Here is a 22089-nt window from a genome sequence, read left to right on the forward strand (position 1 = left end):
TGTTAAAATAATAAAATTGTTAAATTTTGAACAGTTGTCTTAGTATCTTAGAATCAACATTTTACAGATTAGCTAGCGTTAATAATTAACGTATAACTCAACTTAACTCTTAAAACCAATGAAAAATGCAATTTTATTGCTTGTCATAGCATTATGTTCAAGCATTACCGCCTATTCCCAAATAGGCCAAGGAGGAGAACCCTTGTTCTCGAATGAACGTGTTTCAAAAACAAGCCAAATTCCTGGTGTAACATTGCCTAAACTGGATATAGCAAAACTGCTAAAGGAAGATGCTTTAGAATCAAGTAAAGACGTACCAATGCGTTTTGCGTATGCTCATAAAACGAATCTTAATCCAAGAAATTCGGGAAAATGGTATACCAATTCAAAAGGTGATCGTTATTGGCTGATTGAGATTGAATCTAAAGGAGCACTGTCACTTAATCTCACCTTTTCGAATTTTAAAATTCCAGAAGGAGGTAAATTATTTGTCTATAACAGAGATAAATCTGATGTTCGTGGAGCATTTACTTCTGCTAATAATAAAAACTCAAAACGATTGGGTTTAGCTCCTGTAAAAGGAGACAAAATCATAGTAGAATATTTTCAACCAGCTCAAGTAAAACAACAGCCAGATTTAAATATTTCTGCAGTTGCCCATGATTACAGAGGTATAATGACAATGGTAAAAAACTTTGGAGATTCTGGATCTTGTAATAACAATGTAGTTTGTGCAGAAGGAGATCCATGGAGAGATCAAATTAGATCAGTAGCATTAGCAATTTTAGGAAACGGAACAAGATGGTGCTCTGGATCTTTAATGAATAATACTGCAAATAATGGAACACCATATTTTTTAACAGCAAATCACTGTACATCTGGTCGTGACGTGACCAACTGGGTATTTGTTTTTAACTATGAATCTCCTGGGTGTAGCAATAACTCTGACGGGTCAACTAGTCAGTCTATTTCTGGTTCTCAAATGATGGATAGCGGCTCAGGTTCAGATTATGCATTATTAAAGCTTTCTTCTACACCACCTTCTGCATATAATGTATATTATTCTGGATGGGATGCCACGGGAAGTATTCCTACTAAAACTACAGGTATTCATCACCCTGCTGGTGATGTGAAAAAGATATCATTTGATAGTGATCCATCTTCAATCACATCATATTATGGAGGATCAGGATCAGGAACTACTCACTGGAGAGTAAGTGATTGGGATGATGGGACAACAGAAGGAGGGTCTTCTGGGTCTCCTCTCTATGATCAAAATAAAAGGGTTGTAGGTCAATTGCATGGTGGAGACGCTGCTTGTGGTAATAATTCACCAGATTGGTATGGTCGCCTCTCGGTGACATATCCGAATATTTGTCAATGGCTGGCTCCTGGATGTACTACCAAAATAGTGAATGGATATAACGCTGGCAGTGGTGGAGACACGCAGGCGCCTTCTGCTCCTGCAGGATTAAGTGCTTCTAATGTTACAGGAACTTCAGTATCACTTTCCTGGACTGCTGCTACCGATAATGTAGGGGTAACTGGCTATGATGTGTATCAAGGAAACTCAATTGCTACATCAGTAACAGGTACTTCTGCAAATATTACTGGATTAACGGCTAATACGGCATATCAATTTAGAGTAAAGGCCAAAGATGCAGCTGGAAACATTTCTGGATTTAGTAATACAGTTAATGTGACCACTACAGGTGGTGGTGGAGTTACTTATTGTTCTGCAAATGGAAATAATGCTTCTGAAGAATATATCAGTAGGGTTCAAATAGGATCTATTGATAAAACTTCTACCGCTGGAAGCGGAGGATATAGTGATTTTACATCAGAATCTACAAATCTATCCAAAGGAAGTTCAAATACGATCACAGTAACACCTACCTGGCCAGGCACAAAATACAATGAAGCCTACCGGGTGTGGATAGATTATAATCAGGATGGTGATTTTGCAGATACCGGAGAACAAGTCTGGACACAATCTGCAACTCAAAACGCAACCGTAAGCGGAAGCTTTACAGTGCCTTCATCTGCTACCAATGGAACTACTAGAATGCGAGTTACTATGAGATATAATACGTCTCCTTCTGCTTGCGGATCATTTAATTATGGCGAAGTCGAAGATTATACTGTTGTGATTGGTGGATCGCTAACTGCTAAACAAAATAATAATGTAACACTTTATCCTAATCCGGCTAGAAATATACTTAATATATCTTTCAATACAGAATCAAAAGAAATCTCGTATTCTGTAATAGATATTTTAGGAAAAACAATTATCTCAATATCAGGTGAAAATAAATCCACTATAGATGTTGGGCATTTGAAACAAGGAATTTATTTTCTGAAATTCACAGATGGAAATAATCAATATACTAAACGTTTTGTAAAGCGATAAAGTCAAACTAAAGCTAGCTAGTACGTAAAATACTGAAAAGAGAGTGGGATTCCTGAATGTAATCAGGAACTCCACTCTTTTTACATTTATACTTATCTCAAAGGAAATCCTTTTGCTGCCCACCATGGATGTATCTCGATCATTAGACGCCCGGATTTTACCATAGGATCCATATTAGCTAAACTATCTGCCATTTTTTGTGTTGGTGTATTGTAAATTGTGATTCCACGAATATCACCATCATCCCCAAAAGGCCCCGAAATATCAGCATACCCTTCTTTATACATTTTACCAAGATGTCCAAGATGTAGTTTTTGTAAACTATCTGCTTCTTCCTTACTTTGAGAACGATTGGGTCCTTTTTTTAAGAAAGCAATAAAATATTGTTGCATAATCACGGTATCACCAGTTTCTTCATCTATGTAGTCAAAGATCTTAAACCCGTTTTCTTGTAATTTTTCTTTGATTGATTTTACTGAAGGTTTTATTTCCTCGGTAACTTCTTTTGTATTCTTCGATTGCAGCGTGCTTTCTTCTTTAGGTTGTTGCTTACAAGAGAAAAGGGATAGTAAAGCGAAAAACATGAGTAATTTTTTCATTTTAATGAATTTTTTGGTCATTTCTGAGGTTAAAATAAAGAATTTTACTTGAATTTGGTAGTGTTACCAATTTAGTGACTAAAATAGAATTAGATAGTAATTTTAAATGTAGTGCCTTTACCAAGAGCACTCTCTACCTGAACCTTAGCATTATTCATATCTAAAAAATCTTTGGTAATCATTAAACCTATACCTGTACTACTTTCTCCTCCGGTACCTTCTTTTTTATGTGTAGTATTGTATTCAAAAAGCCTTTTTAACTCATGAGGGTCCATACCGATTCCCGTGTCTTCAATTTCAATGAGATGTTTGGTTTTGGATTGAAGTAGTCGTATTTGAATTTCTCCTCCTTTTTGAGTGTATTTTATAGCATTAGAAATGATATTTCTTAAACTAGCTAAAATCATGTTCTTATCGGCATGAATATAAGTGTCGTTGGTAAAGTAGTGTGTAGAAAATTTTAGATTTTTTAGATTTATAATAGGCTGAAAATATTCAGTGATATTTTCAAATAATTCGGTAATACTAAATAAAGATTTTTCTGGTTTTAACGCTAATAAATCATTTTTAGACCAACTAATAAGGTTTTCTAAGGTAAAATGAATAGAGTTGGTGTTTTGCTCAATAGATTTTATAATTTCCCTCAATTGAGTTTTGTTATAATTCTCAAAATCTTCTAGTATTAGTTTTAGAAGAACGTCCATGGTTCCTACTCCTCCTCTTACATCATGAGATATTAGAGACAGGAATTTTGATTTCATGATATTAAGTTGCGTTAACTGAATGTTCCTTTTAGAGAACGAATAAAAAAGCAATACAAGTAAAGTGGTGAATACCACTCCTGCTATTAGAATGATTAAAGGGTAAGGTGTTCTTTCGTTTTTTATATACGTACTTGTTGGATCAGCGACCAACACCCATTTTTTCCCCCATAAAACTGGTAAATCAAATTGATGGTTAAAATTGATCTGGGAATTGACCTGTGCAGATTGATAGGTGAATAAGGTGTCTTTAGAGGTTTCATTTTTTTGGTTGAGCAACATCACCTGGATTTCTTTAGGTATATTGGTGTTATTAGCAGCTTCAAAGATTTTCGAAAATTTAAAAACTCCAAGTACAAACCCTTTTAGATTTTCTGGATTATAGTTTTTTTTAGACTTATTTTCATTAAATATAGGTAGAAAAGCTAAGCACCCTTCTTGGTCTGTTTTTTCTTGGACTAGTTTTATATTTCCACTGATAAGGGGTTTGCCCATTAACTGCGAGGATTTTAGAGTGTTATACCGCTCTTTTTCTGAAGCTAAATCATATCCGAAAGCATTTTTGTTTTTTGTGAGAGGATCAACATAGTAAACAGGAAAATATTCTTTTCTGATTTTTGCATTTACCAATTGATTAAAACTGTCTTTTTCTGTAAACCTAAAATCAGAAAATTCTTGTTGATGATTTTTTTCATAAAGAGATCTCATTTCATGTTTTACCCAGGGAATCCATTCTAAAGCCAAAAAGCTGCTGTTTCTTTTGCGTATAGACTGGGATTCTGTGATAAATGTTTGATAACTAGAGCTTTTGTTTGATTTAAATAATGTGGATAGGGTATGTAAAGATTCTAGGTTTAACTCAAATTCTCTGTGAAGAGATGCTGCAAATTGATCAACTTCATTTTTAAATTTTATTTCAATTTTTTTTTGCTCAAGTATATAATAAGATCTTGCCAGAAGTATGGAGAGTGATAACCCTATAACCCAAATAACAGGAATACAATATTTAGAATCAATAAGAGATTTTAAATAATATTGTTTTCTTTTCATAATTTTTTAGAAGCTCAAAAAACCTTTTATATTAATGGGATTGTAGTAGTAAAAAGAAAGAACTCTTCAAGTGTTTTAAAAAGGTATATAAGCTTCAGAATTCTTAATAGGGGGTAATTTTCTTAATAGGGGTAATTTAAAGATAGTAATTATTATGTGGATTATGATTAATAGAAGGTGTAAATTTTATTTTTTTATTATTGACTTACAGTTGTTTATGTTGAGTTATTATAGTAACTTTAATACAAACATTATATCCCGATTACCCTCTAATGTTTTACCTTACCCTGAGACTGGTTTTTTAATATCTAAATATTAAAAAAGAAATAACTACAATGATAGTTTTATTAGGCTACCTCATTAGTAAACTCCAATGTCAAAATTTCATATAATACTGTAATGATAATACGATGAAAACAAGTTCTGTATATATAAAAAAAAATGTACTAAATAATGATCTTATCACAATAGTAAATGATAATGGATATTTTGTTGAGTCAAACCCTCAATGGTCTGTTTTACTAGGGTATGGCAAAAAGGAATTGTTAAGTATACCTTATTTAACTTTGGTGCATTATGAGGATAGGAGTAAAGCCAAACAGGCAATCGAGCGTCGACTGCAAACTTCTACTTCTGAACCATTCAAGATTAGACTTATTAGTAAAATGGGCGATATTATATGGTTTGAATGGATTATAACCAAAATAGGATATGAAGAAGGATTTTTGCTAATTGCAAAAGATATAACTCAAAAAAAATTAGAAAGATCTTCTGTAGAAGCAGATTTAATTGCTTTAAAACTTAAAAATAGACAATTAGAAGATTTATTTAATCTAAGTCAGGATTTAATAACTATTTCAAATCCTGAAGGGTATTTTACCAAATTAAATCCACAATGGAGTAAAACTTTAGGATATACCGAAACAGAGTTAATGGATAGTCCTTATTTAACATTTGTTCATCCAGATGATCGACAAAATACTGTTGCAGAAGCCGCAAAACAATTTGATGGCACTACTATATTTAATTTTAGGAATAGATACCTTACTAAAACGGGAGAAATTGTTTGGTTGGATTGGAATGCCACTGCATTGGATCATACCGGAGAAGTATTTGGAATTGCCAGAGATATTACAAAAGCAATCAGACAAGAACAAAAAATAGAAGCGACATTACAAGAATTAATAGCAAAAAATAAGCAATTAGAGGACTATGCCTATATTACTTCTCATAACTTAAGATCACCAGTTGCTAATATCTTTATGCTTACCAAATTTTTAGAAGACAGTACTCTTACAAAAGAGCAAATGAACTATACGGATATGATCAAAAATTCTGCAGAGGTACTTAATAAAACAATGAAAGATTTGATAAATGTGGTGCAGATTAACGAATCTACTGATATGACTATTCAAAATATCTCTCTTCAGGAAACATGTATTGAGGTAAAAAGGCAATTAAGTGCAAAAATCATGGAGACTCAGGCAAAAATCATTACTAATTTTGAAATTGAAGAAATTTCCTATTCGATTGCTTATCTAAGAAGTATATTTCTTAATCTTATTTCAAACTCTCTAAAATATTGCTCTTCTAAAAGAAAGCCCGTCATTTATATTTCTTCAGAAAAAACAAATAATAGAATTCAGCTGATATTTAGAGATAATGGTTTAGGGATTGATTTAAATAAATATGGAGACAAAGTGTTTGGGTTTAGAAAAACGTTTCATAAAAATGCTAATGCCAAAGGATTGGGGCTTTTTATAATCAAATCTCAAATTGAAGCCTTAAAAGGAACAATAGCGATTGATAGCGAGCTTGATAAAGGAACTAAATTCACTATAAATATTGTGTTATGATTAAGGAGAACCATATTTTATGTCTTATAGATGATGATAATATTCATCAGTTTATTATAAAAAAGATCGTACATAAGCTTAGTCCTAATCAAAAACTACTTGTATTTTCTAATGGAGAAGAAGGTATTAACTTTATAAGATCAACAATAGGAAAAATAGAAAAGTTACCAGATTTAATTTTACTGGACATAAATATGCCTGTTATGGATGGATGGGGGTTTTTAGAAGAGTTTATTACAATCACTCCAGATATAAAGAAAGAGATTATTATCTATATCTTATCATCATCAGAAAACCCTACAGATAAGGAAAGAGCTAAAAAATTTGAATTGGTTTCTGGATATCTAATTAAACCCATTAATGAAACTCAATTGGAATCACTATTAGAAAGCGTCTGATATAGTACGTTTTCTATTCCTATCAAATACAATATATGTTTGATGGAGTTATCAAACATATATTGTATTTGATGGGAGTAATTCTATACCAAATACTATCGAGAAGTATATACTAATCCAAATGAAAAAACGGATTCTTTATTATAATTTCTACCGTCTAGAGTAGCGCCGTAACCAGCAGAAATACCTACAGCATTTTTGTAAACGGGAACATAAAAATCAAAAGAAAGATTTGTGAAATCTACTTCAGTTTCAGGTAAAATAGCAGCTCCTCCTGCATTGCCAAATTCTGGAGTGCCAATATCGTATCCAGACATAGAGTTTTGTATATTGAGTTTGGCATGTACATAAAGAAATTCATTATAGTACCCTATTTTGGCACTATACAACATGGCATTGGGGATATCAAAATTATTGCTGTTACGGATACTGTACCCAAATTGTAGTTCACTAAATATTTTGAACGGAGTACTATATTGAAATATAGCTGAGCCATTAACAGTGGTAGCTTCATTGCCTAGAGAAAGTACACCTCCTCCTTCATAATTTCCTACAGGGAACGTTACTCCAGAGGCACCTCCCAGGGTTACTTGAGAAGAATTATCGAATTTTTTCTCCAGAACTTTAGCTTTTAGAAAAACTCCTAAATCCTGAATTCCATCTATCTGAGCTACATTTTGAACGGGATCTAGCACTCCATCTTTACTTTCGACACTAATGTATGGTAGAGTAAGGGTTGTAGATAACCAATTTGTAATGGCATATTGACTATAAAAAGAGATAATAGAAGAAGAAATTTCTCCTAAACCAGCAGGGTTTCCTTCAGATAAAGTAGACCCTCTATAGAACTGATCATAACTTTTGTATCCATAACTGGGAGCTAATGTAAAAGAATTCTTTTTAGGATAAAATCCATTTACAGGGATTTGCCCTATAGCATTTAAAAATGGCAAAATACATAATGTGACCCCTATTAGGGATCTTTTAGATTTGTGTAACATAACTGTAATTTTGGTTAATAAATAAGTAGGCTTAGCCGTGCTTATCCAGTTCACCTTACCAGCACCATATGTTACTCTTTTGTTAAGGTTTATTAAGACAATGTTAATTGAAGTTAAAGACCTATTAATCTTACTTTTTTACCATAATTAGTTTGGTTTTTTACTTGGTTGAGAAAGAGTATTGAGATTTTACATATTTGTTTTACCAAAATAGTAATCAATTATAGTACTTTTATTTTTACATATTGATGGTAATGCTCTTTGAATCCTTCATTTTCTCCGAGTTGTAACGACATTACCTTCATACAAAATTCGTCTTTGTTGATCCAAAAAATACTATTGTCCTCGTAAGAATGAAACCATTTTTGAAAAGAAACTGATAATCTCCTTGTATAGTTATCCTTGTCTATATCATATACATAAAGATCTGTTGGCTCTAAGGTTTGCCCATCTATAGAGGCGGTGACCATTTTTTTCCAATTTGGTGAAATAATTGGTTTTTCAGTAAGAGTATCTTTTCTAGCCGTAATTTTATTGATTAATAAATGTTCACTATATCCTATGTAATCCCCTCGAATTACATGAGTGTTTAAGTTATCAATAGCCCCTACATAGTGATAAGATACATCACCCATATCTCTTTCATTTATATCTATTAGTGAGACAACTCCTTGATCAGTAGGTATATCGATTTTTCCATTGTTTTTTTTAATCTCTAACGTATCTTCTCTAATTGTGATGCCATTCTTTTGATTTTTCTTTAACTCCTCATAAGTTTTTTTGGAGATTAGTTCTAAAGTGAGATAATTATCCAGATCAAAATCACTCTCCTCATTATAAGAACGGATGAACTTTAAATCAGCGTTGGATAATCGATATGACATGGGGTTTTCTTTGGTTAAAAATCCATCAAAGGCATAACCTTTTATTGTAGTTATTTCTTTTGAATATATCAGTACCCATTTACCATCAATTGTTTTTATGCCCTCCTTAACCTGAAAAGTATGATCAGTTTCTTCGATAATTTCAACAGGAGTCCCATAATCCAAAGTACTTATCTTTTCGGCATTAATATCAGGTTGTCTTCTCACACTAAGTCCGCTAGTCGCCGTTACATAGTAAAACATAGTATTTTTTACTTTTTCTGAAGTCGGTTCTGTATTGTTTTGGCGATCGATTTTATCCTGAACCTGTTGATTTTTTATACTCCTGGCATCCTTACAATTTAAGAAGGATATAGCAACAAGCAGAAGCATTATGAGATTTAAAAATTTCCTCATTTCATTAGTTTTTAAATTATTTTAAAGTAAAAAATAGTTTACCAGGTTGTGTATGGTTTTTTACTTAATTGAGAATTATAATATTTTCGATTCCCCGTAACTTCTTCTCCTAACCAATCTGGTTTTAGGAATGTTTCATTTTCATCTTCTAATTCAATTTCAGCTATGATGAGATCTTTGTTTTCTCCAAAGAATTCATCGACTTCGTAGGTGTGGTTTCCTAGAGAGATTTCATATCGTATTTTTTCGATGATTCCTTTTTCACATAAAAACATCAATTGTTCTGCTTCTGATACATCAATTTCTTTTTCCCATTCAAATCGAGAAGTCCCCGAAGTATTGCCAATTCCTTTTACAGTGATAAAGGCGTATTCTCCTTTGATTCGAATACGAACTGTTCGTTCTGGGTCAGTATTTAGAAATCCCTGTGTAATACGAGTACTTTTTTGTGCTTCATTTTTAAAAATTTCAGAGGTTACCAGAAATTTGCGTTCTATTTCAATCATGACTAGTTATTCGGTTATTTTAGACGATGTAGAAATCTTTTATAATTAGAGATAAAGATATTATAATTTGAATCATCAATATCTATTATTTTTGTAGAGTGGAAGAGTTGGGTACATATAGAAAAATCATACATGTTGATATGGATGCATTCTATGCTTCGGTAGAGCAATTGGATAATCCCGAACTTAGAGGGAAGCCATTGGCCGTAGGAGGAGGAGGAAAACGAGGTGTGGTTAGTGCAGCTAGTTATGAGGCCCGTGTATTTGGTGTACGATCTGCTATGCCTGGTTTTAAAGCAAGGAAACTATGCCCTGATCTGATTTTTGTTAGACCTCGATTTGATCGGTATCAAGAGATTTCTTCTAAAATCAGAAAAATATTCTTTGAGTATACAGATCTGGTAGAACCTTTATCATTGGATGAGGCCTATCTAGACGTTACCGAGAATAAAAAGGGAAATCCCAGCGCAACACTAATTGCTCAGGAAATCCGAAAACAAATTTTTGAGGAGGTTGGATTAACCGCTTCTGCAGGAATATCGATCAATAAGTTTATTGCCAAAGTAGCGAGTGATTATAATAAGCCCAATGGACAAAAAACAGTAAACCCCGAAGAGGTAATCGAATTTTTGGAAGATCTGGATGTTAAAAAATTCTATGGAGTAGGGAAAGTTACTCGAACAAAAATGTACCAGATGGGTATTTATACCGGAAAGGATTTAAAATCGAAATCAGAAGAATTTTTAGCACAAAACTTTGGTAAATCAGGAGGACATTACTACCGTATTGTACGAGGAATTCATTTAAGTGAGGTAAAACCCAACCGCGAGCGAAAATCCCTGGCGGCAGAACGAACCTTTAGCGAAAATATAGCTTCAGAAATCTATATGCTAGAGCGATTAGAAAATATAGCAGAAGAACTTCAAAAACGCCTTAAACGAAGTAAGGTTGCTGGTAGAACAGTGACTCTAAAAATTAGGTATAGCGATTTTACACTACAAACTCGAAGTAAAACACTGCCTTATTTTGTAAGCGATACCGATATCTTATTAGAAACCGCAAAAGAGTTATTGTATCAAGATAAGATGAAGAACTCTGTGCGATTATTAGGGATTTCACTCTCTAATCTTAATACAGGTAAGGAGAAGAAAAAAGAAAAGGAAAAAGAAGAAGTAGAAATTATTCAGTTACGATTTGATTTCTAAAAAAGTGTTGGTTGGAGTATTTTTCGCAATAAAATGAAGAAAAATGTATTTTAGGAAGCTCAGCAGGGCTATTGAGAATAACTTTTTTAGCACAAAAATCACTACTCTCGATACAATCCTTCTTTCGGTCTGACCACTCGAATCGATGTGATTTTAAATCAAATCTTACACAAAATCTCTGCTGCATGTTTTAAAGTTTCTTCAGTTTTGGCAAAGCAGAAACGGAGTACATTATCATCTTTCTGATTCAAGTTAAAAACGGATACCGGGATGGATGCGATTTTATGTTCTTTGGTTAGCCTTTCAGCGAAAGCTATATCACTTTCATCAGTGATAACAGAATAATCCAATACCTGAAAATATGTTCCGGATGCCGGAGTAAACTTAAAACGAGAATCGGTAATCATAGATAGGAAAAAATCTCGTTTTTCTTGATAGAAATCAGGAAGGGAAAGATAATTTTCGGGAGCTTTTAAATATTCGGCCAACGCATATTGCATAGGATGACTGCTGGAAAAGACATTAAACTGATGTACTTTTCTAAATTCTGTCATTAATTCTTTTGGAGCCAGGCAATATCCCATTTTCCAACCGGTAGTGTGAAATGTCTTCCCGAAAGAAGCAGTAATAAAAGCACGCTCTGCTAATCCAGGAAATAAAGCAGCACTTTGATGTGCCTGCCCATCAAAAATAATATGTTCATATACTTCATCACTTAATAAAATAATATCTGTATTCGTTACTAATTTTTCTAATTGAAGCATATCTTCTTTAGACAAAACGCTCCCACTGGGATTATGAGGAGTATTAATAATGATCATTTTGGTTTTAGAAGTAATTTTGGCAGCTACTTCTTGCCAGTTTACACTATAATGAGGCGCAGACAACTGTACCGGAACGATCGTTCCGCCAAATAATTCGATAGATGGCTCATACGAATCATAAGCAGGTTTAAAAATAATCACTTCATCACCAGGGTTTATAAAAGCCGAAATAATAGTAAAAATAGCCTGTGTAGCACCAGAAGTTATAGTAATATCGGTTTCAGGATGATAATTACTACCATATAGCGAGTTGGTTTTTTTAGTAATAACTTCTCTTAAAGAGAGTAATCCAGGCATTGGTGCATATTGGTTATATCCATTTTGCATGGCCTGAGTTACCAAATCAATTAGTTTTGGACTTGCCTCAAAATTTGGAAAGCCTTGAGATAGATTTAGCGCTTCATGTTTATGAGCTAATTGGCTCATTACTGTAAATATGGTAGTTGAAACCTCTGGAAGTTTGGAATTGATATTTTGCATAAGGTAAAATTAGCATAATTGTAAAAAAGAGCATTGTTTTTTATCTAAAGTTAATTCTGTATTTCAATCGTTTTAGTATTTAACAATGAACAAAGTTACTTTCTTTTTTATATTCATTATAAATAGTGAAATAAACCCATGCTAAAGCTTGGCTAAAAAAGCATTGAACCCTATTTTTGCTTCACAACTAATTAAACATTTTAAATAATGGGTGGATTGATAAAATCTTCAATAGCTAGAAAAGTAGCCATGGCACTTTCGGGACTTTTCTTAGTTTTCTTCTTATTACAACACTTTACCATCAATTTTACTTCAATTTTCAGCGCAGATACATTTAATGAGTTATCTCATTTTATGGGTACAAATCCGTTAGTTCAATTTGCATTGCAGCCTGTACTTATTTTTGGAGTGGTTTTTCATTTTGTGATGGGTTTTGTATTAGAAATCAAAAACAAGAATGCCAGAGCGGTTAAGTATGCGAAATATAGTGGAGGAGCTAATTCTTCATGGATGTCTAGAAATATGATTTATTCTGGATTAGTGATTCTTGCATTTTTAGGGTTGCATTTCTATGACTTTTGGGTTCCAGAAATAGTACATAAATATATAGAATTTGCACCAGAAGATCCAACACGATATTATCATGAATTGACTGTAAAGTTCGAAAGCCATGTTCGTACCATACTATATGTGGTTTCATTTGTGTTTTTAGCATTGCATTTGTGGCATGGATTTGCATCTTCGTTTCAATCTGTAGGATTTAATAATAAATACTCGATAGCAGCAACCAAGTTTGCTAAAGTATTTGCAATTGTTATTCCTTTAGGTTTTATAATTATTGCATTAATACTTCATTTTAATTATGTGCTAAATCATTAAAAAACACCACTAGTATGTCAATTTTAGATTCTAAAATACCTGAAGGTCCACTGGCAGATAAGTGGACAAATTATAAAAATAAAATTAACCTGGTTAATCCGGCGAATAAGCGAAACATCGATGTTATCGTTGTTGGTACTGGATTAGCAGGAGGAAGTGCGGCTGCTACATTGGCCGAGCTTGGATATAATGTGAAAACATTCTGTTATTCTGATTCTCCTCGTCGTGCACATTCGATTGCAGCACAAGGAGGAATTAATGCAGCAAAAAACTATCAGGGTGATGGTGATTCTGATTACCGATTGTTTTATGATACTGTAAAAGGAGGAGATTATCGTTCTCGTGAAGCTAATGTATATCGATTGGCAGAAGTTTCAGGAAATATTATAGATCAGTGCGTAGCACAAGGAGTTCCTTTTGCACGTGAATATGGCGGATTATTAGATAACCGTTCTTTTGGAGGGGTATTGGTATCTCGTACATTTTATGCCAAAGGACAAACAGGGCAGCAATTACTTCTTGGAGCATATTCTGCAATGAATCGCCAGATCAACAGAGGAAAAATACAAGCTTTTAACCGTCACGAAATGTTAGATTTAGTGAAGATTGATGGAAAAGCTCGTGGAATTATTGCTCGCGATCTGGTTACAGGAGAAATAGAACGTCATTCTGCTCACGCTGTGGTATTGGCTAGTGGTGGATACGGAAATGTATTTTATTTAAGTACCAATGCAATGGGGAGTAATGTAATGGCAGCATGGAGAGCACACCGTAGAGGAGCTTTCTTTGCAAATCCTTGTTATACCCAGATTCACCCAACCTGTATACCAGTATCTGGAGATCATCAGTCTAAATTGACATTAATGTCTGAATCACTTCGTAACGATGGACGTATATGGGTGCCAAAAAGAATGGAGGATGTAGAAGCTATACGTGAAGGTAAATTGAAACCAACACAGTTGTCTGAAGAAGAAAGAGATTACTATTTGGAGCGTCGTTATCCAGCTTTTGGTAACCTGGTTCCGCGTGATGTAGCTTCGAGAGCAGCAAAAGAACGTTGTGATGCTGGTTTTGGAGTGAATAAAACAGGAGAAGCTGTATATCTGGATTTTGCATCGGCTATCCAACGATACGGAAAAGAAAAAGCAATGACTTCGGGTATGCATAACCCTTCTAAGGAAGAAATTACGAAGATGGGAGAGGAAGTTATCGAAAGCAAATATGGGAATCTATTTCAGATGTATGAAAAGATTGTAGATGAGAATCCTTATAAATCTCCGATGATGATCTATCCTGCTGTACATTATACAATGGGAGGTCTTTGGGTAGATTATAACTTACAAACTACTATACCAGGATGTTACGCCGCGGGAGAAGCAAATTTCTCTGATCACGGGGCAAACCGCCTTGGAGCATCAGCATTGATGCAAGGGCTAGCAGACGGGTATTTTGTGTTACCATATACGATTGGAGATTATTTATCTAGTGATATTCGAACAGGAAAAATCCCAACAGATACACCAGAATTTGATCAAGCCGAAAAAGAAGTTAAAGATCGTATCGAGAAGTTAATGGGTGGATCAGGAGAACATTCTGTAGATTATTACCATAAGAAATTAGGTAAAATCATGTGGAATAAATGTGGAATGTCTCGTAATGAGAAAGAACTAAAAGAGGCTATCGAAGAAATCGCAGTACTACGTGAGGACTTCTGGAAAAATGTAAAAGTTCCGGGAACGGTTAATAGTATGAACCCAGAATTAGAAAAGGCAGGAAGAGTAGCTGATTTCTTAGAATTGGGAGAGTTATTTGCCAAAGATGCATTAAATCGCAATGAATCTTGTGGGGGACATTTTAGAGAAGAATCTGTAGAACAGTCTGGAGAACAAAAAGGAGAAGCACTTAGGGATGATAAAAGCTTTAAGTATGTATCAGCGTGGGAATACAAAGGAGAGCCTAAAGATGCCGAACTGCATAAAGAAGATCTGGTCTTCGAAAACATTGAATTAAAAACACGTTCTTATAAATAAAAAGCTATGAATCTTACATTAAAAATATGGCGTCAAAGTGATGCTGATTCCAAAGGAAAGTTAGTAGACTATAAAATTTCTGGAATAGAAGGAGACATGTCTTTTTTAGAAATGTTAGACGTGTTAAATGAAGACTTGATTAATAAAGGAGAGGAGCCTGTAGTTTTTGATCATGATTGTAGAGAAGGGATTTGCGGAGCCTGTTCGTTACAAATCAATGGAGAGCCTCATGGACCGGATCGTTTAGTAACTACCTGTCAATTGCATATGCGTAAGTTTAACGATGGAGATACTATTTATATAGAGCCGTTTAGAGCAAAAGCATTTCCTGTAGTAAAGGATTTAATGGTAGACCGCTCTTCTTTCGAGCGTATACAGCAAGCGGGAGGATATATTTCTGTTAATACTTCAGGAAATACACAAGATGCAAATGCTATTCCTATTCGTAAAGAAGATGCAGACGATGCTATGGATGCAGCAACTTGTATCGGTTGTGGTGCTTGTGTAGCTGCATGTAAAAATGCTTCGGCTATGTTATTTACTTCGGCTAAGGTTTCGCAATTTGCATTGCTACCACAAGGTCAGGTAGAAGCTACAGAACGTGTATTGGCAATGGTAAACCAAATGGATGAAGAAGGATTTGGTAACTGTACCAATACTGGTGCTTGTGAAATCGAATGTCCTAAAGGGATATCATTAGAAAATATAGCACGAATGAACCGTGAATATTTAAAGGCAAGTATGAAAGGATAATCACTTTCTTTAAGTTCTAAAATAGAAACCGAGGTATATAATACTTCGGTTTTTTTATGAAATAATTTTTTCAGGATATTGATAATATGCTATTTGATATTAGTTGTTGGGGTCGATTAGCCATTTTTGGACCATTAAAGATGGATTTAAGCCAGTTTCTTCATGGGTTGAAGGATTTTCTCTTAATTATACAAAAAACAATTATAGAGGTCGCAAGAATCATTTTCTGAATACCGAACTTATTTAGTACATGAATTTATTCATTGATTTCTTGAGATTGGATAGGCGCATTGTCTAATGTGAGTGTGGTATCAATTTTCTTCTCTTGATACTCTTCTATTGCAAATCCTTTTTTAATAACTACAGCATCATTCATTACAAATGGTTTGGGCATCATATTTTTATTTCTCGAGGGAATTGAGAAATGTTCATTTGTAAGTAAATCATATGAGGATTCATATAAAACAAATTTTGGTAATGAGTCCTTATGAAATTGCATTTGTAATTCTAGTGGTTCATTTTTGCTCACATAATAAGTAAGCAGGTTTTGACTCCATCTTTTTGTAAATGCATTATAGGTTTTGCCATCAGAGTAGTCAAAATCAATTGCTGTTTTACCATTAACTCGTAAAGTATCAAAATTAAATAAGGTTTCGGTATATAAATCAACCCTTTGTATATCTCGCTGAGGTGCAATACAGAGTTCTAGATGTCTTAAGTTTCCGATTATGGTATCTTTACTGATATCCAATTTTGACTGACCTATACTTTTGACAGGTGCCTGATTGGCATAAGCAAAAGACCTTCTGTATTTACTTTGTAGTGTGTTTGCATTATAAGTTTCGGCAATGTTTTCTTCTGGATTGATATAGTTTTGTGTCCAGGAATCAAGAATATTATCATAAGAAGCCCAAACGGCCTTATTTTGATCGGTATCCAAGATATAGACAAGACTATTAGGCTTTTGTCGTTTTTCGGTAAAATCTGATTTTATATGAGCAGCAATAAAGAAAACTAAACTTAGGAGAAGACATAAATTGCCAAATAGTTTTTTTCTTTTGTAGAATCCAAATACAGGAATTAATACACCAAACAACAGTACTGATAATACAGCAGAGACAAAAAGAATCTTTAAGCCTAAAGCCACGGGAAAAGATACAATAAAAGGAGATACGATAAAGATAGCTGGTAGTGCCAAAACAACCATTAATATTGGATTAGGTCTTTTTTGCCGAATAAGAACAACTAATGATATCAATCCAAATAATACAATGATTATAAAATAGCTTGCACCTTTAAGGTATGAAGCCGCCAGGGCACAAATAACCAACCAAACAAATAATGGCCCTATAAGTAAACTAGCTTGATTTTTACTTTTACTAAATCGGGCATATACCTTAAAACAAATGGCTATAGATAATAATACAAAGACAGCAATATACTGATAACCATTATAAGTAAATCCATGTTGAATTTCATTGTAATGAGGATAGATAATCTTAATCAACTGCCATCCTCCAAAAGTTAAGCACCCTGCAAGTATCAAGCATAAAAGGAAAGCACCTAATCCTACTAAAACTTCTCTGAAATCTATTCGATATGCAAATTTTCCATAAAAAATTAATCCTATAAATAAGATAATTGCAATGATCAATAAAATATATATCCAACTAAAAGGATATTTAACAAGGTTAAAAATTGGAGCATTAAAATAAATATAATCCCGATCAGATTTAAGGGTATCCAGATCGACTTCAGAAAAGTAGGAGAGTAGAGGCATAAGGTAACTCCCTTGATGTTGTAATGTGTTTAGGTCTAGGTTTTGCCATGTGTCATTGGCTGTATGATAATCAAAATGATCATCGATAAAAGCAAAGTTGAATCCTTCGATATTTCCTTGCTCTCTTAAAACTGTAAGATCGGTATCATTAGGTAGCATTTTGTATATGCTATAAGCAAGAGAGTTAGTAACAGGATATTTTACACCAGCTTTAGAGAATTCGCTAATCATTTTTCCATTCTTACCATTAGTCTCTATAAGCATATAAGAATTACCACCACTTCCTCTGGCTTCAAAATTAAGAGCAAGTCCTACATCTTTGGCCCAGGGATGTTCTTTCACAAAAAGATCTGCCCCATTAAGCCCAAGCTCCTCTCCATCTGTAATACAAATAATAATATCATTTTTCGGAACTTTATTGGTAGATAAATATGCTCTGATTCCTTCAAGGATAGTTGCGACTCCGCTACCAGCATCACTAGCTCCATATGAAGAATGTGGCGAACTGTCATAGTGAGACATGAGTACCAACGACTTTGTAGAATTACTACCCTTAATCTTTGCAATGATATTTTTGGGTTTGCTTATTGTTCCTCCATCAGAAATAGAAATACCTTCTTGAATTTCGGGCTGCAGTCCCAGTTTTTTTAATTCATCCAGGATATATGTTTTCGTTTCTTCATGTGCAGAACTACCCAGGTAGTGGCATTCTTTAGAGATGTTTTTTACATGTTCTAAAGCACGAAGTGTAGAAAATTCCTGTTTAGAGGTCTTGAGATCTGTTATTTTTTGTGGTTTACTGCTGTAAAATGTGTAAGCTAATGAAATAAAAATGAGGAGTAACGTAAGTAAAGAGGGAAACTTTCGCATGTGTGAGTATTGATTTAGGCTAAAGGTAAGAAATAAGCTACAATTATTAAAAATATACCTTCCGAAATGATAATTGATGATTTCATTCAATAGTTAAAAAATGATACTGATAAAGGTATAAAAATTAGATTTTAATTACATTAAAATTAAAGTCTAACTTGAATAAGTTGTTGTAAATCACTATATTTAAGATTCACTAAATCACTAGATATTATGGGAATAATCAGTTTTCAAGGAGCTCGCTCTAAGACGAAGAAGCAGGATGAGACATTAATAAAAGTCTCTGATTATATGACAAGAGATTTGATTACATTTAGTCCTGATCAACCAGTAATGGAGGTTATCGAGACATTAGTAAAGCATAAAATATCAGGAGGACCTGTGGTTGATGATCATAATCAATTATTAGGTATTATCTCTGAAGGCGATTGTATCAAACAATTAAATGAAAGCCGATATTATAATATGCCTATTGAAGATACCAGAGTAGAAAAATTTATGGTTAAAGATGTAGAAACAATAGATGGTAATCTCAATATTTTTGATGCAGCCAATAAATTTTTACAGACCAAAAGAAGACGCTTTCCTATTCTGGAAGATGGTAAATTAATTGGGCAAATTAGTCAAAAAGATGTAATGAAAGCAGCTTTGAAAATGAATAGCCAAAATTGGAGAAATCGTTAATCAACATTATCAGAAGCTAAGAATAGCGGATTTAATAATTCTTATTTTTTATCAGAACCCGTTATTCTTGTTTCGAAACCATCAATACTAAAACCATTCTTTTCTTTTTGATAATTTTCTAATCGCTCTTCTCCTTGTTTTTCAGACCAGGATTTTAATTGTGTTCTTTCTTCTTTAAAATCCATAAACGGAACAGCATATCCGCAAGAGGTTTGTACCATATCTACATGCATCTCAATAATTTGCCGGGAACCAATGGTCTTCGGGAATAGATGAATATGGTTATGATATGTTTCATCTTGTTTATGAAATATACTGGCAGTTCCGTATAGTCTCAAGATTAAAGGTTTTCCTTCAAAAGCACAGAATAGAATAGTCATTCTATTATTTTTTATTACATGAGCGGCAGTTTCATTTCCACTTCCTGTAAGATTAAGCCATACAATTTTGTTTGGTCCAATAACCCGAAGTGTATCCATTCCCTTGGGAGAAATATTAACCCGTCCTTCATTGGCTGCTGTTCCTACAAAGAAAACTTTTTGTTTTGCTATAAATTCTTTTAATTCTGAGCTTATCTCGGTTAGTATTTTTGCCATTTTCTTAAGGTTATAATCTATTTATCTTGGGTAAGCGATTCCAGAAATAGGATCATTTTAATTTCTTTTTACAACTGCATAAAAATCATTCTCTAGCGGGAGATATCCTTGATCATATACAAAATAATAGGTATTTCCGGTTTTGGTAACATAAATACTGGTAAAATGCTGAAAATCAAAACCCATAGTCATTAGCTTTGTTTTGGTGGTTTTAGTCTTATCTTTTGGGTTTAATTCTTCAAGGATACGGTAGTTTTTGCGTAATACGTTATTGATATTGCGGATCAGGTTTTTACTATCTTTATTGAGCTGATTGTTATATGCATTACGGCAATAATCGCTACAGAATTTTTTATCTGCTCGACCAATGATTTTGTCATCACATACAGGACATTTTTTTTGCATTAAAAAGTATTTGATGTCGAAGATACAACAAATACCCGTTTACAAATGATTAACACAGGGTGTTAAAAGAAAATATGTTGTGCTGATCTGTAGATGTTGACATGTGCTTCTATACTGGTTTTGATATCTGGAGAATTTGCATATCCCAATAAGGTACTATGCTAATCTATCAAAGATTGCTGATTGTACTTTACATAAACTACTTATAGCCCTTATTTGGTATAACTTAAAAGAAAGTTATTCTTATTTTGTAAAAAGAAAGTCCAAATACTCATAAAAATTATCTACTTTTTCATTTTCTGTATCCAATCCATCACTACACCAATCATATAAACCATAAACATCCAGTTCTTTTATATGTTTTTGATCATATGGGCTATACCACTGTTTTGCATGTTCCCAAAAAGTTCCTTCGATTAATGCATCTGTTTTATTGCCTTGAGGAGCAACTATATAAACTCCATTTTTTCCTTCTTCAAAACTATCATTTTTTGGCAAAGGACCTTTACCTCCAAAATACGAATACATGACTAATTGATCTATGATTTCACAAACTTCTATGGCTTTTGCTCTGGTTTTTTGATGTAATTCTTGATGATTACTAATTTGTTGTGCAAAATCATATGCATCTACATATGGAAAGGCTATTTCTTGTATTACTTTTTCAATCCCTTTTTCATGATAATATCCAGAGGCCTGTTTTATAATGGAGTATATAGTAGCATTCTTTTCTACAGAAAGAAGTCTTGCTAATTCATCTATTTTTAATTTAACATCAGTAATCTTAGTATTATCAAATAACCCCCAGGAAGACCATTTTTGGTTATCATAAGTTTCTTCTATAAGGAGTTTCGAGAATTCTTTAGGGGTCATTTTAAAAGGATTAAGTTGTTTTTCGTTTCCCTGTTCAAAATAATTTTTCTCTTTACTGGTTTTTCCATCTGTTTGTAAACGACTACATATACTTTTATAATCCAATGAGGCTGACACAGGAGCCGAAGCAAGGATATAATTCGCAGAAAAAGAAGTCTTGCTGGGTCTCCATTCGTAAAAATTTTCTAATCCCGCCATCGAGCATACATCCAATCCTAATATATCTACCGATTCGTCAACAGATAATACATCGCTGAGTTCAGTAGAATATAGAACATCATCAATTCCTGCCTCTTCGTCTGGAGACATACTCCAACCATTTCCATGTGATCGTATAACCAACATATAATGTTTGGCTGGATAATAGGTTTTACAATATTTGATGAACTGTTTTAATAGATTGGCATCCCCCATATTAGCTTCGTAGGAGGTTTCTTTTTTCAATTCTGGAAGTATTTCTTTTCCCGATAATTCTTGATAGCTGTTAGCATCAATTCGATACAATTTGGTATCCGTAAAATTTTCACCTAGCGTCTTTGAATCTTTAGAATACCCTTCGATCCTATCTATTAACGTAATTAATTCATAGCCTTTTGATTGTTTTCCTTTAATCATCCCTTTGATATCTAGTAAAAGATCTAATTCTGAAGAATTTGATCCAGCACCATAATACATGATTGTCCAACCATTATCAGTTTGGCTATGCATTATTGTTATAAATAAAATAAAAAGAATACTAAATGATTTTTTGAATGTGTTTTTCATTAAAATTGTTTTTTTTGATGAACTGATGTAAAAGTATGATTATCAAAAAAATAAAAGAGTAATTTTGGGATTGAAGAAGTGCTG

Annotated in this window: 18 protein-coding genes; 8 read left to right on the forward strand and 10 right to left on the reverse strand. The window is 33.4% G+C overall.

Annotated features, from left to right (window positions below; genetic code table 11):
- Positions 1-118 precede the first annotated feature (118 nt).
- Complete coding sequence (locus tag AAFU52_RS10700; protein ID WP_438426397.1) at positions 119-2410, forward strand: GEVED domain-containing protein; 2292 nt, start codon at positions 119-121, stop codon at positions 2408-2410.
- A 92-nt stretch (positions 2411-2502) separates the two neighbouring features.
- On the opposite strand, the gene AAFU52_RS10705 is transcribed toward AAFU52_RS10700, so the two are convergent.
- Both AAFU52_RS10705 and AAFU52_RS10710 read right to left on the reverse strand, forming a co-directional pair.
- Positions 2503-3009: a YciI family protein gene (locus AAFU52_RS10705; protein ID WP_024769949.1), complete on the reverse strand. Its 507-nt coding sequence runs from the start codon at positions 3007-3009 to the stop codon at positions 2503-2505.
- A gap of 89 nt (positions 3010-3098) precedes the next feature.
- Positions 3099-4820 carry a sensor histidine kinase gene (locus AAFU52_RS10710; protein WP_024769948.1) on the reverse strand — a complete coding sequence of 574 codons (1722 nt, stop codon included), beginning with the start codon at positions 4818-4820 and terminating at the stop codon, positions 3099-3101.
- A gap of 410 nt (positions 4821-5230) precedes the next feature.
- Between AAFU52_RS10710 and AAFU52_RS10715 the strand changes: the two genes are divergently transcribed.
- Complete coding sequence (locus AAFU52_RS10715; RefSeq protein WP_438426398.1) at positions 5231-6676, forward strand: sensor histidine kinase; 1446 nt, start codon at positions 5231-5233, stop codon at positions 6674-6676.
- Positions 6673-7074, forward strand: a complete 402-nt coding sequence (locus AAFU52_RS10720) for a response regulator (RefSeq protein ID WP_035091340.1) — start codon at positions 6673-6675, stop codon at positions 7072-7074. The genes AAFU52_RS10715 and AAFU52_RS10720 overlap by 4 nt, the downstream gene beginning before the upstream one ends.
- 95 nt (positions 7075-7169) lie before the next feature.
- Here AAFU52_RS10720 and AAFU52_RS10725 read toward each other — a convergent pair whose 3' ends face one another.
- The 3 genes from AAFU52_RS10725 to AAFU52_RS10735 all read right to left on the reverse strand — a co-directional run bounded on the left by AAFU52_RS10725 (position 7170) and on the right by AAFU52_RS10735 (position 9861).
- The gene (locus AAFU52_RS10725; protein ID WP_438426399.1) at positions 7170-8075 is read right to left on the reverse strand and encodes a hypothetical protein; all 906 of its coding nucleotides are present in this window, start codon (positions 8073-8075) and stop codon (positions 7170-7172) included.
- Positions 8076-8296: 221 nt separating this feature from the next.
- Entirely contained in the window at positions 8297-9355 is a 1059-nt protein-coding gene (locus AAFU52_RS10730; RefSeq protein WP_438426400.1) for an SH3 domain-containing protein, read from the reverse strand.
- 38 nt (positions 9356-9393) lie between these two features.
- Complete coding sequence (locus tag AAFU52_RS10735) at positions 9394-9861, reverse strand: CYTH domain-containing protein (protein ID WP_438426401.1); 468 nt, start codon at positions 9859-9861, stop codon at positions 9394-9396.
- A gap of 98 nt (positions 9862-9959) precedes the next feature.
- Here AAFU52_RS10735 and dinB point away from each other — a divergent pair, with 98 nt between their 5' ends.
- Positions 9960-11066, forward strand: a complete 1107-nt coding sequence (gene dinB / locus AAFU52_RS10740) for a DNA polymerase IV (protein WP_024769942.1) — start codon at positions 9960-9962, stop codon at positions 11064-11066.
- 158 nt (positions 11067-11224) lie between these two features.
- Here the strand turns inward: dinB and AAFU52_RS10745 are convergent, their stop codons facing one another.
- A complete protein-coding gene (locus tag AAFU52_RS10745; RefSeq protein ID WP_438426402.1) occupies positions 11225-12370 on the reverse strand; it encodes a methionine aminotransferase in 1146 nt (381 codons plus the stop codon).
- Between the two features lie 207 nt (positions 12371-12577).
- Between AAFU52_RS10745 and AAFU52_RS10750 the strand changes: the two genes are divergently transcribed.
- The 3 genes from AAFU52_RS10750 to AAFU52_RS10760 are packed head-to-tail and all read left to right on the forward strand — an operon-like array spanning position 12578 to position 16032.
- A complete protein-coding gene (locus tag AAFU52_RS10750) occupies positions 12578-13249 on the forward strand; it encodes a succinate dehydrogenase cytochrome b subunit (protein ID WP_024769940.1) in 672 nt (223 codons plus the stop codon).
- A gap of 14 nt (positions 13250-13263) precedes the next feature.
- Positions 13264-15279, forward strand: coding sequence for a fumarate reductase/succinate dehydrogenase flavoprotein subunit (locus tag AAFU52_RS10755; protein ID WP_024769939.1), 2016 nt, complete (start codon positions 13264-13266; stop codon positions 15277-15279).
- 6 nt (positions 15280-15285) lie between these two features.
- Positions 15286-16032: a succinate dehydrogenase/fumarate reductase iron-sulfur subunit gene (locus tag AAFU52_RS10760; protein ID WP_024769938.1), complete on the forward strand. Its 747-nt coding sequence runs from the start codon at positions 15286-15288 to the stop codon at positions 16030-16032.
- A 256-nt stretch (positions 16033-16288) separates the two neighbouring features.
- On the opposite strand, the gene AAFU52_RS10765 is transcribed toward AAFU52_RS10760, so the two are convergent.
- Positions 16289-18682, reverse strand: a complete 2394-nt coding sequence (locus AAFU52_RS10765) for a M28 family peptidase (RefSeq protein ID WP_024769937.1) — start codon at positions 18680-18682, stop codon at positions 16289-16291.
- 213 nt (positions 18683-18895) lie between these two features.
- On the opposite strand from AAFU52_RS10765, the gene AAFU52_RS10770 reads away from it, so the two are divergent.
- A complete protein-coding gene (locus AAFU52_RS10770) occupies positions 18896-19366 on the forward strand; it encodes a CBS domain-containing protein (RefSeq protein WP_024769936.1) in 471 nt (156 codons plus the stop codon).
- Positions 19367-19407: 41 nt separating this feature from the next.
- On the opposite strand, the gene AAFU52_RS10775 is transcribed toward AAFU52_RS10770, so the two are convergent.
- From AAFU52_RS10775 to AAFU52_RS10785, 3 genes are all read right to left on the reverse strand, one after another.
- Positions 19408-19962, reverse strand: a complete 555-nt coding sequence (locus tag AAFU52_RS10775) for a pyridoxamine 5'-phosphate oxidase family protein (RefSeq protein ID WP_438426403.1) — start codon at positions 19960-19962, stop codon at positions 19408-19410.
- A gap of 57 nt (positions 19963-20019) precedes the next feature.
- Positions 20020-20367 carry a hypothetical protein gene (locus AAFU52_RS10780; protein WP_438426404.1) on the reverse strand — a complete coding sequence of 116 codons (348 nt, stop codon included), beginning with the start codon at positions 20365-20367 and terminating at the stop codon, positions 20020-20022.
- Positions 20368-20610: 243 nt separating this feature from the next.
- Positions 20611-22005 carry a clostripain-related cysteine peptidase gene (locus AAFU52_RS10785; RefSeq protein ID WP_438426405.1) on the reverse strand — a complete coding sequence of 465 codons (1395 nt, stop codon included), beginning with the start codon at positions 22003-22005 and terminating at the stop codon, positions 20611-20613.
- Positions 22006-22089: the final 84 nt, after the last annotated feature.

The organism is Aquimarina macrocephali (genome assembly GCF_051627225.1).
GTDB classification, from domain to species: Bacteria; Bacteroidota; Bacteroidia; order Flavobacteriales; family Flavobacteriaceae; genus Aquimarina; species Aquimarina macrocephali.

What these genes read in the sequence shown, in the direction of transcription:
- AAFU52_RS10700 (WP_438426397.1), top strand. Translation starts at nt 119, where the DNA reads ATGAAAAATGCAATTTTATTGCTTGTCATAGCATTATGTTCAAGCATT.
- AAFU52_RS10705 (WP_024769949.1), bottom strand. Translation starts at nt 3,009, where the DNA reads ATGAAAAAATTACTCATGTTTTTCGCTTTACTATCCCTTTTCTCTTGT.
- AAFU52_RS10710 (WP_024769948.1), bottom strand. Translation starts at nt 4,820, where the DNA reads ATGAAAAGAAAACAATATTATTTAAAATCTCTTATTGATTCTAAATAT.
- AAFU52_RS10715 (WP_438426398.1), top strand. Translation starts at nt 5,231, where the DNA reads ATGAAAACAAGTTCTGTATATATAAAAAAAAATGTACTAAATAATGAT.
- AAFU52_RS10720 (WP_035091340.1), top strand. Translation starts at nt 6,673, where the DNA reads ATGATTAAGGAGAACCATATTTTATGTCTTATAGATGATGATAATATT.
- AAFU52_RS10725 (WP_438426399.1), bottom strand. Translation starts at nt 8,075, where the DNA reads ATGTTACACAAATCTAAAAGATCCCTAATAGGGGTCACATTATGTATT.
- AAFU52_RS10730 (WP_438426400.1), bottom strand. Translation starts at nt 9,355, where the DNA reads ATGAGGAAATTTTTAAATCTCATAATGCTTCTGCTTGTTGCTATATCC.
- AAFU52_RS10735 (WP_438426401.1), bottom strand. Translation starts at nt 9,861, where the DNA reads ATGATTGAAATAGAACGCAAATTTCTGGTAACCTCTGAAATTTTTAAA.
- AAFU52_RS10745 (WP_438426402.1), bottom strand. Translation starts at nt 12,370, where the DNA reads ATGCAAAATATCAATTCCAAACTTCCAGAGGTTTCAACTACCATATTT.
- AAFU52_RS10750 (WP_024769940.1), top strand. Translation starts at nt 12,578, where the DNA reads ATGGGTGGATTGATAAAATCTTCAATAGCTAGAAAAGTAGCCATGGCA.
- AAFU52_RS10755 (WP_024769939.1), top strand. Translation starts at nt 13,264, where the DNA reads ATGTCAATTTTAGATTCTAAAATACCTGAAGGTCCACTGGCAGATAAG.
- AAFU52_RS10760 (WP_024769938.1), top strand. Translation starts at nt 15,286, where the DNA reads ATGAATCTTACATTAAAAATATGGCGTCAAAGTGATGCTGATTCCAAA.
- AAFU52_RS10765 (WP_024769937.1), bottom strand. Translation starts at nt 18,682, where the DNA reads ATGCGAAAGTTTCCCTCTTTACTTACGTTACTCCTCATTTTTATTTCA.
- AAFU52_RS10770 (WP_024769936.1), top strand. Translation starts at nt 18,896, where the DNA reads ATGGGAATAATCAGTTTTCAAGGAGCTCGCTCTAAGACGAAGAAGCAG.
- AAFU52_RS10775 (WP_438426403.1), bottom strand. Translation starts at nt 19,962, where the DNA reads ATGGCAAAAATACTAACCGAGATAAGCTCAGAATTAAAAGAATTTATA.
- AAFU52_RS10780 (WP_438426404.1), bottom strand. Translation starts at nt 20,367, where the DNA reads ATGCAAAAAAAATGTCCTGTATGTGATGACAAAATCATTGGTCGAGCA.
- AAFU52_RS10785 (WP_438426405.1), bottom strand. Translation starts at nt 22,005, where the DNA reads ATGAAAAACACATTCAAAAAATCATTTAGTATTCTTTTTATTTTATTT.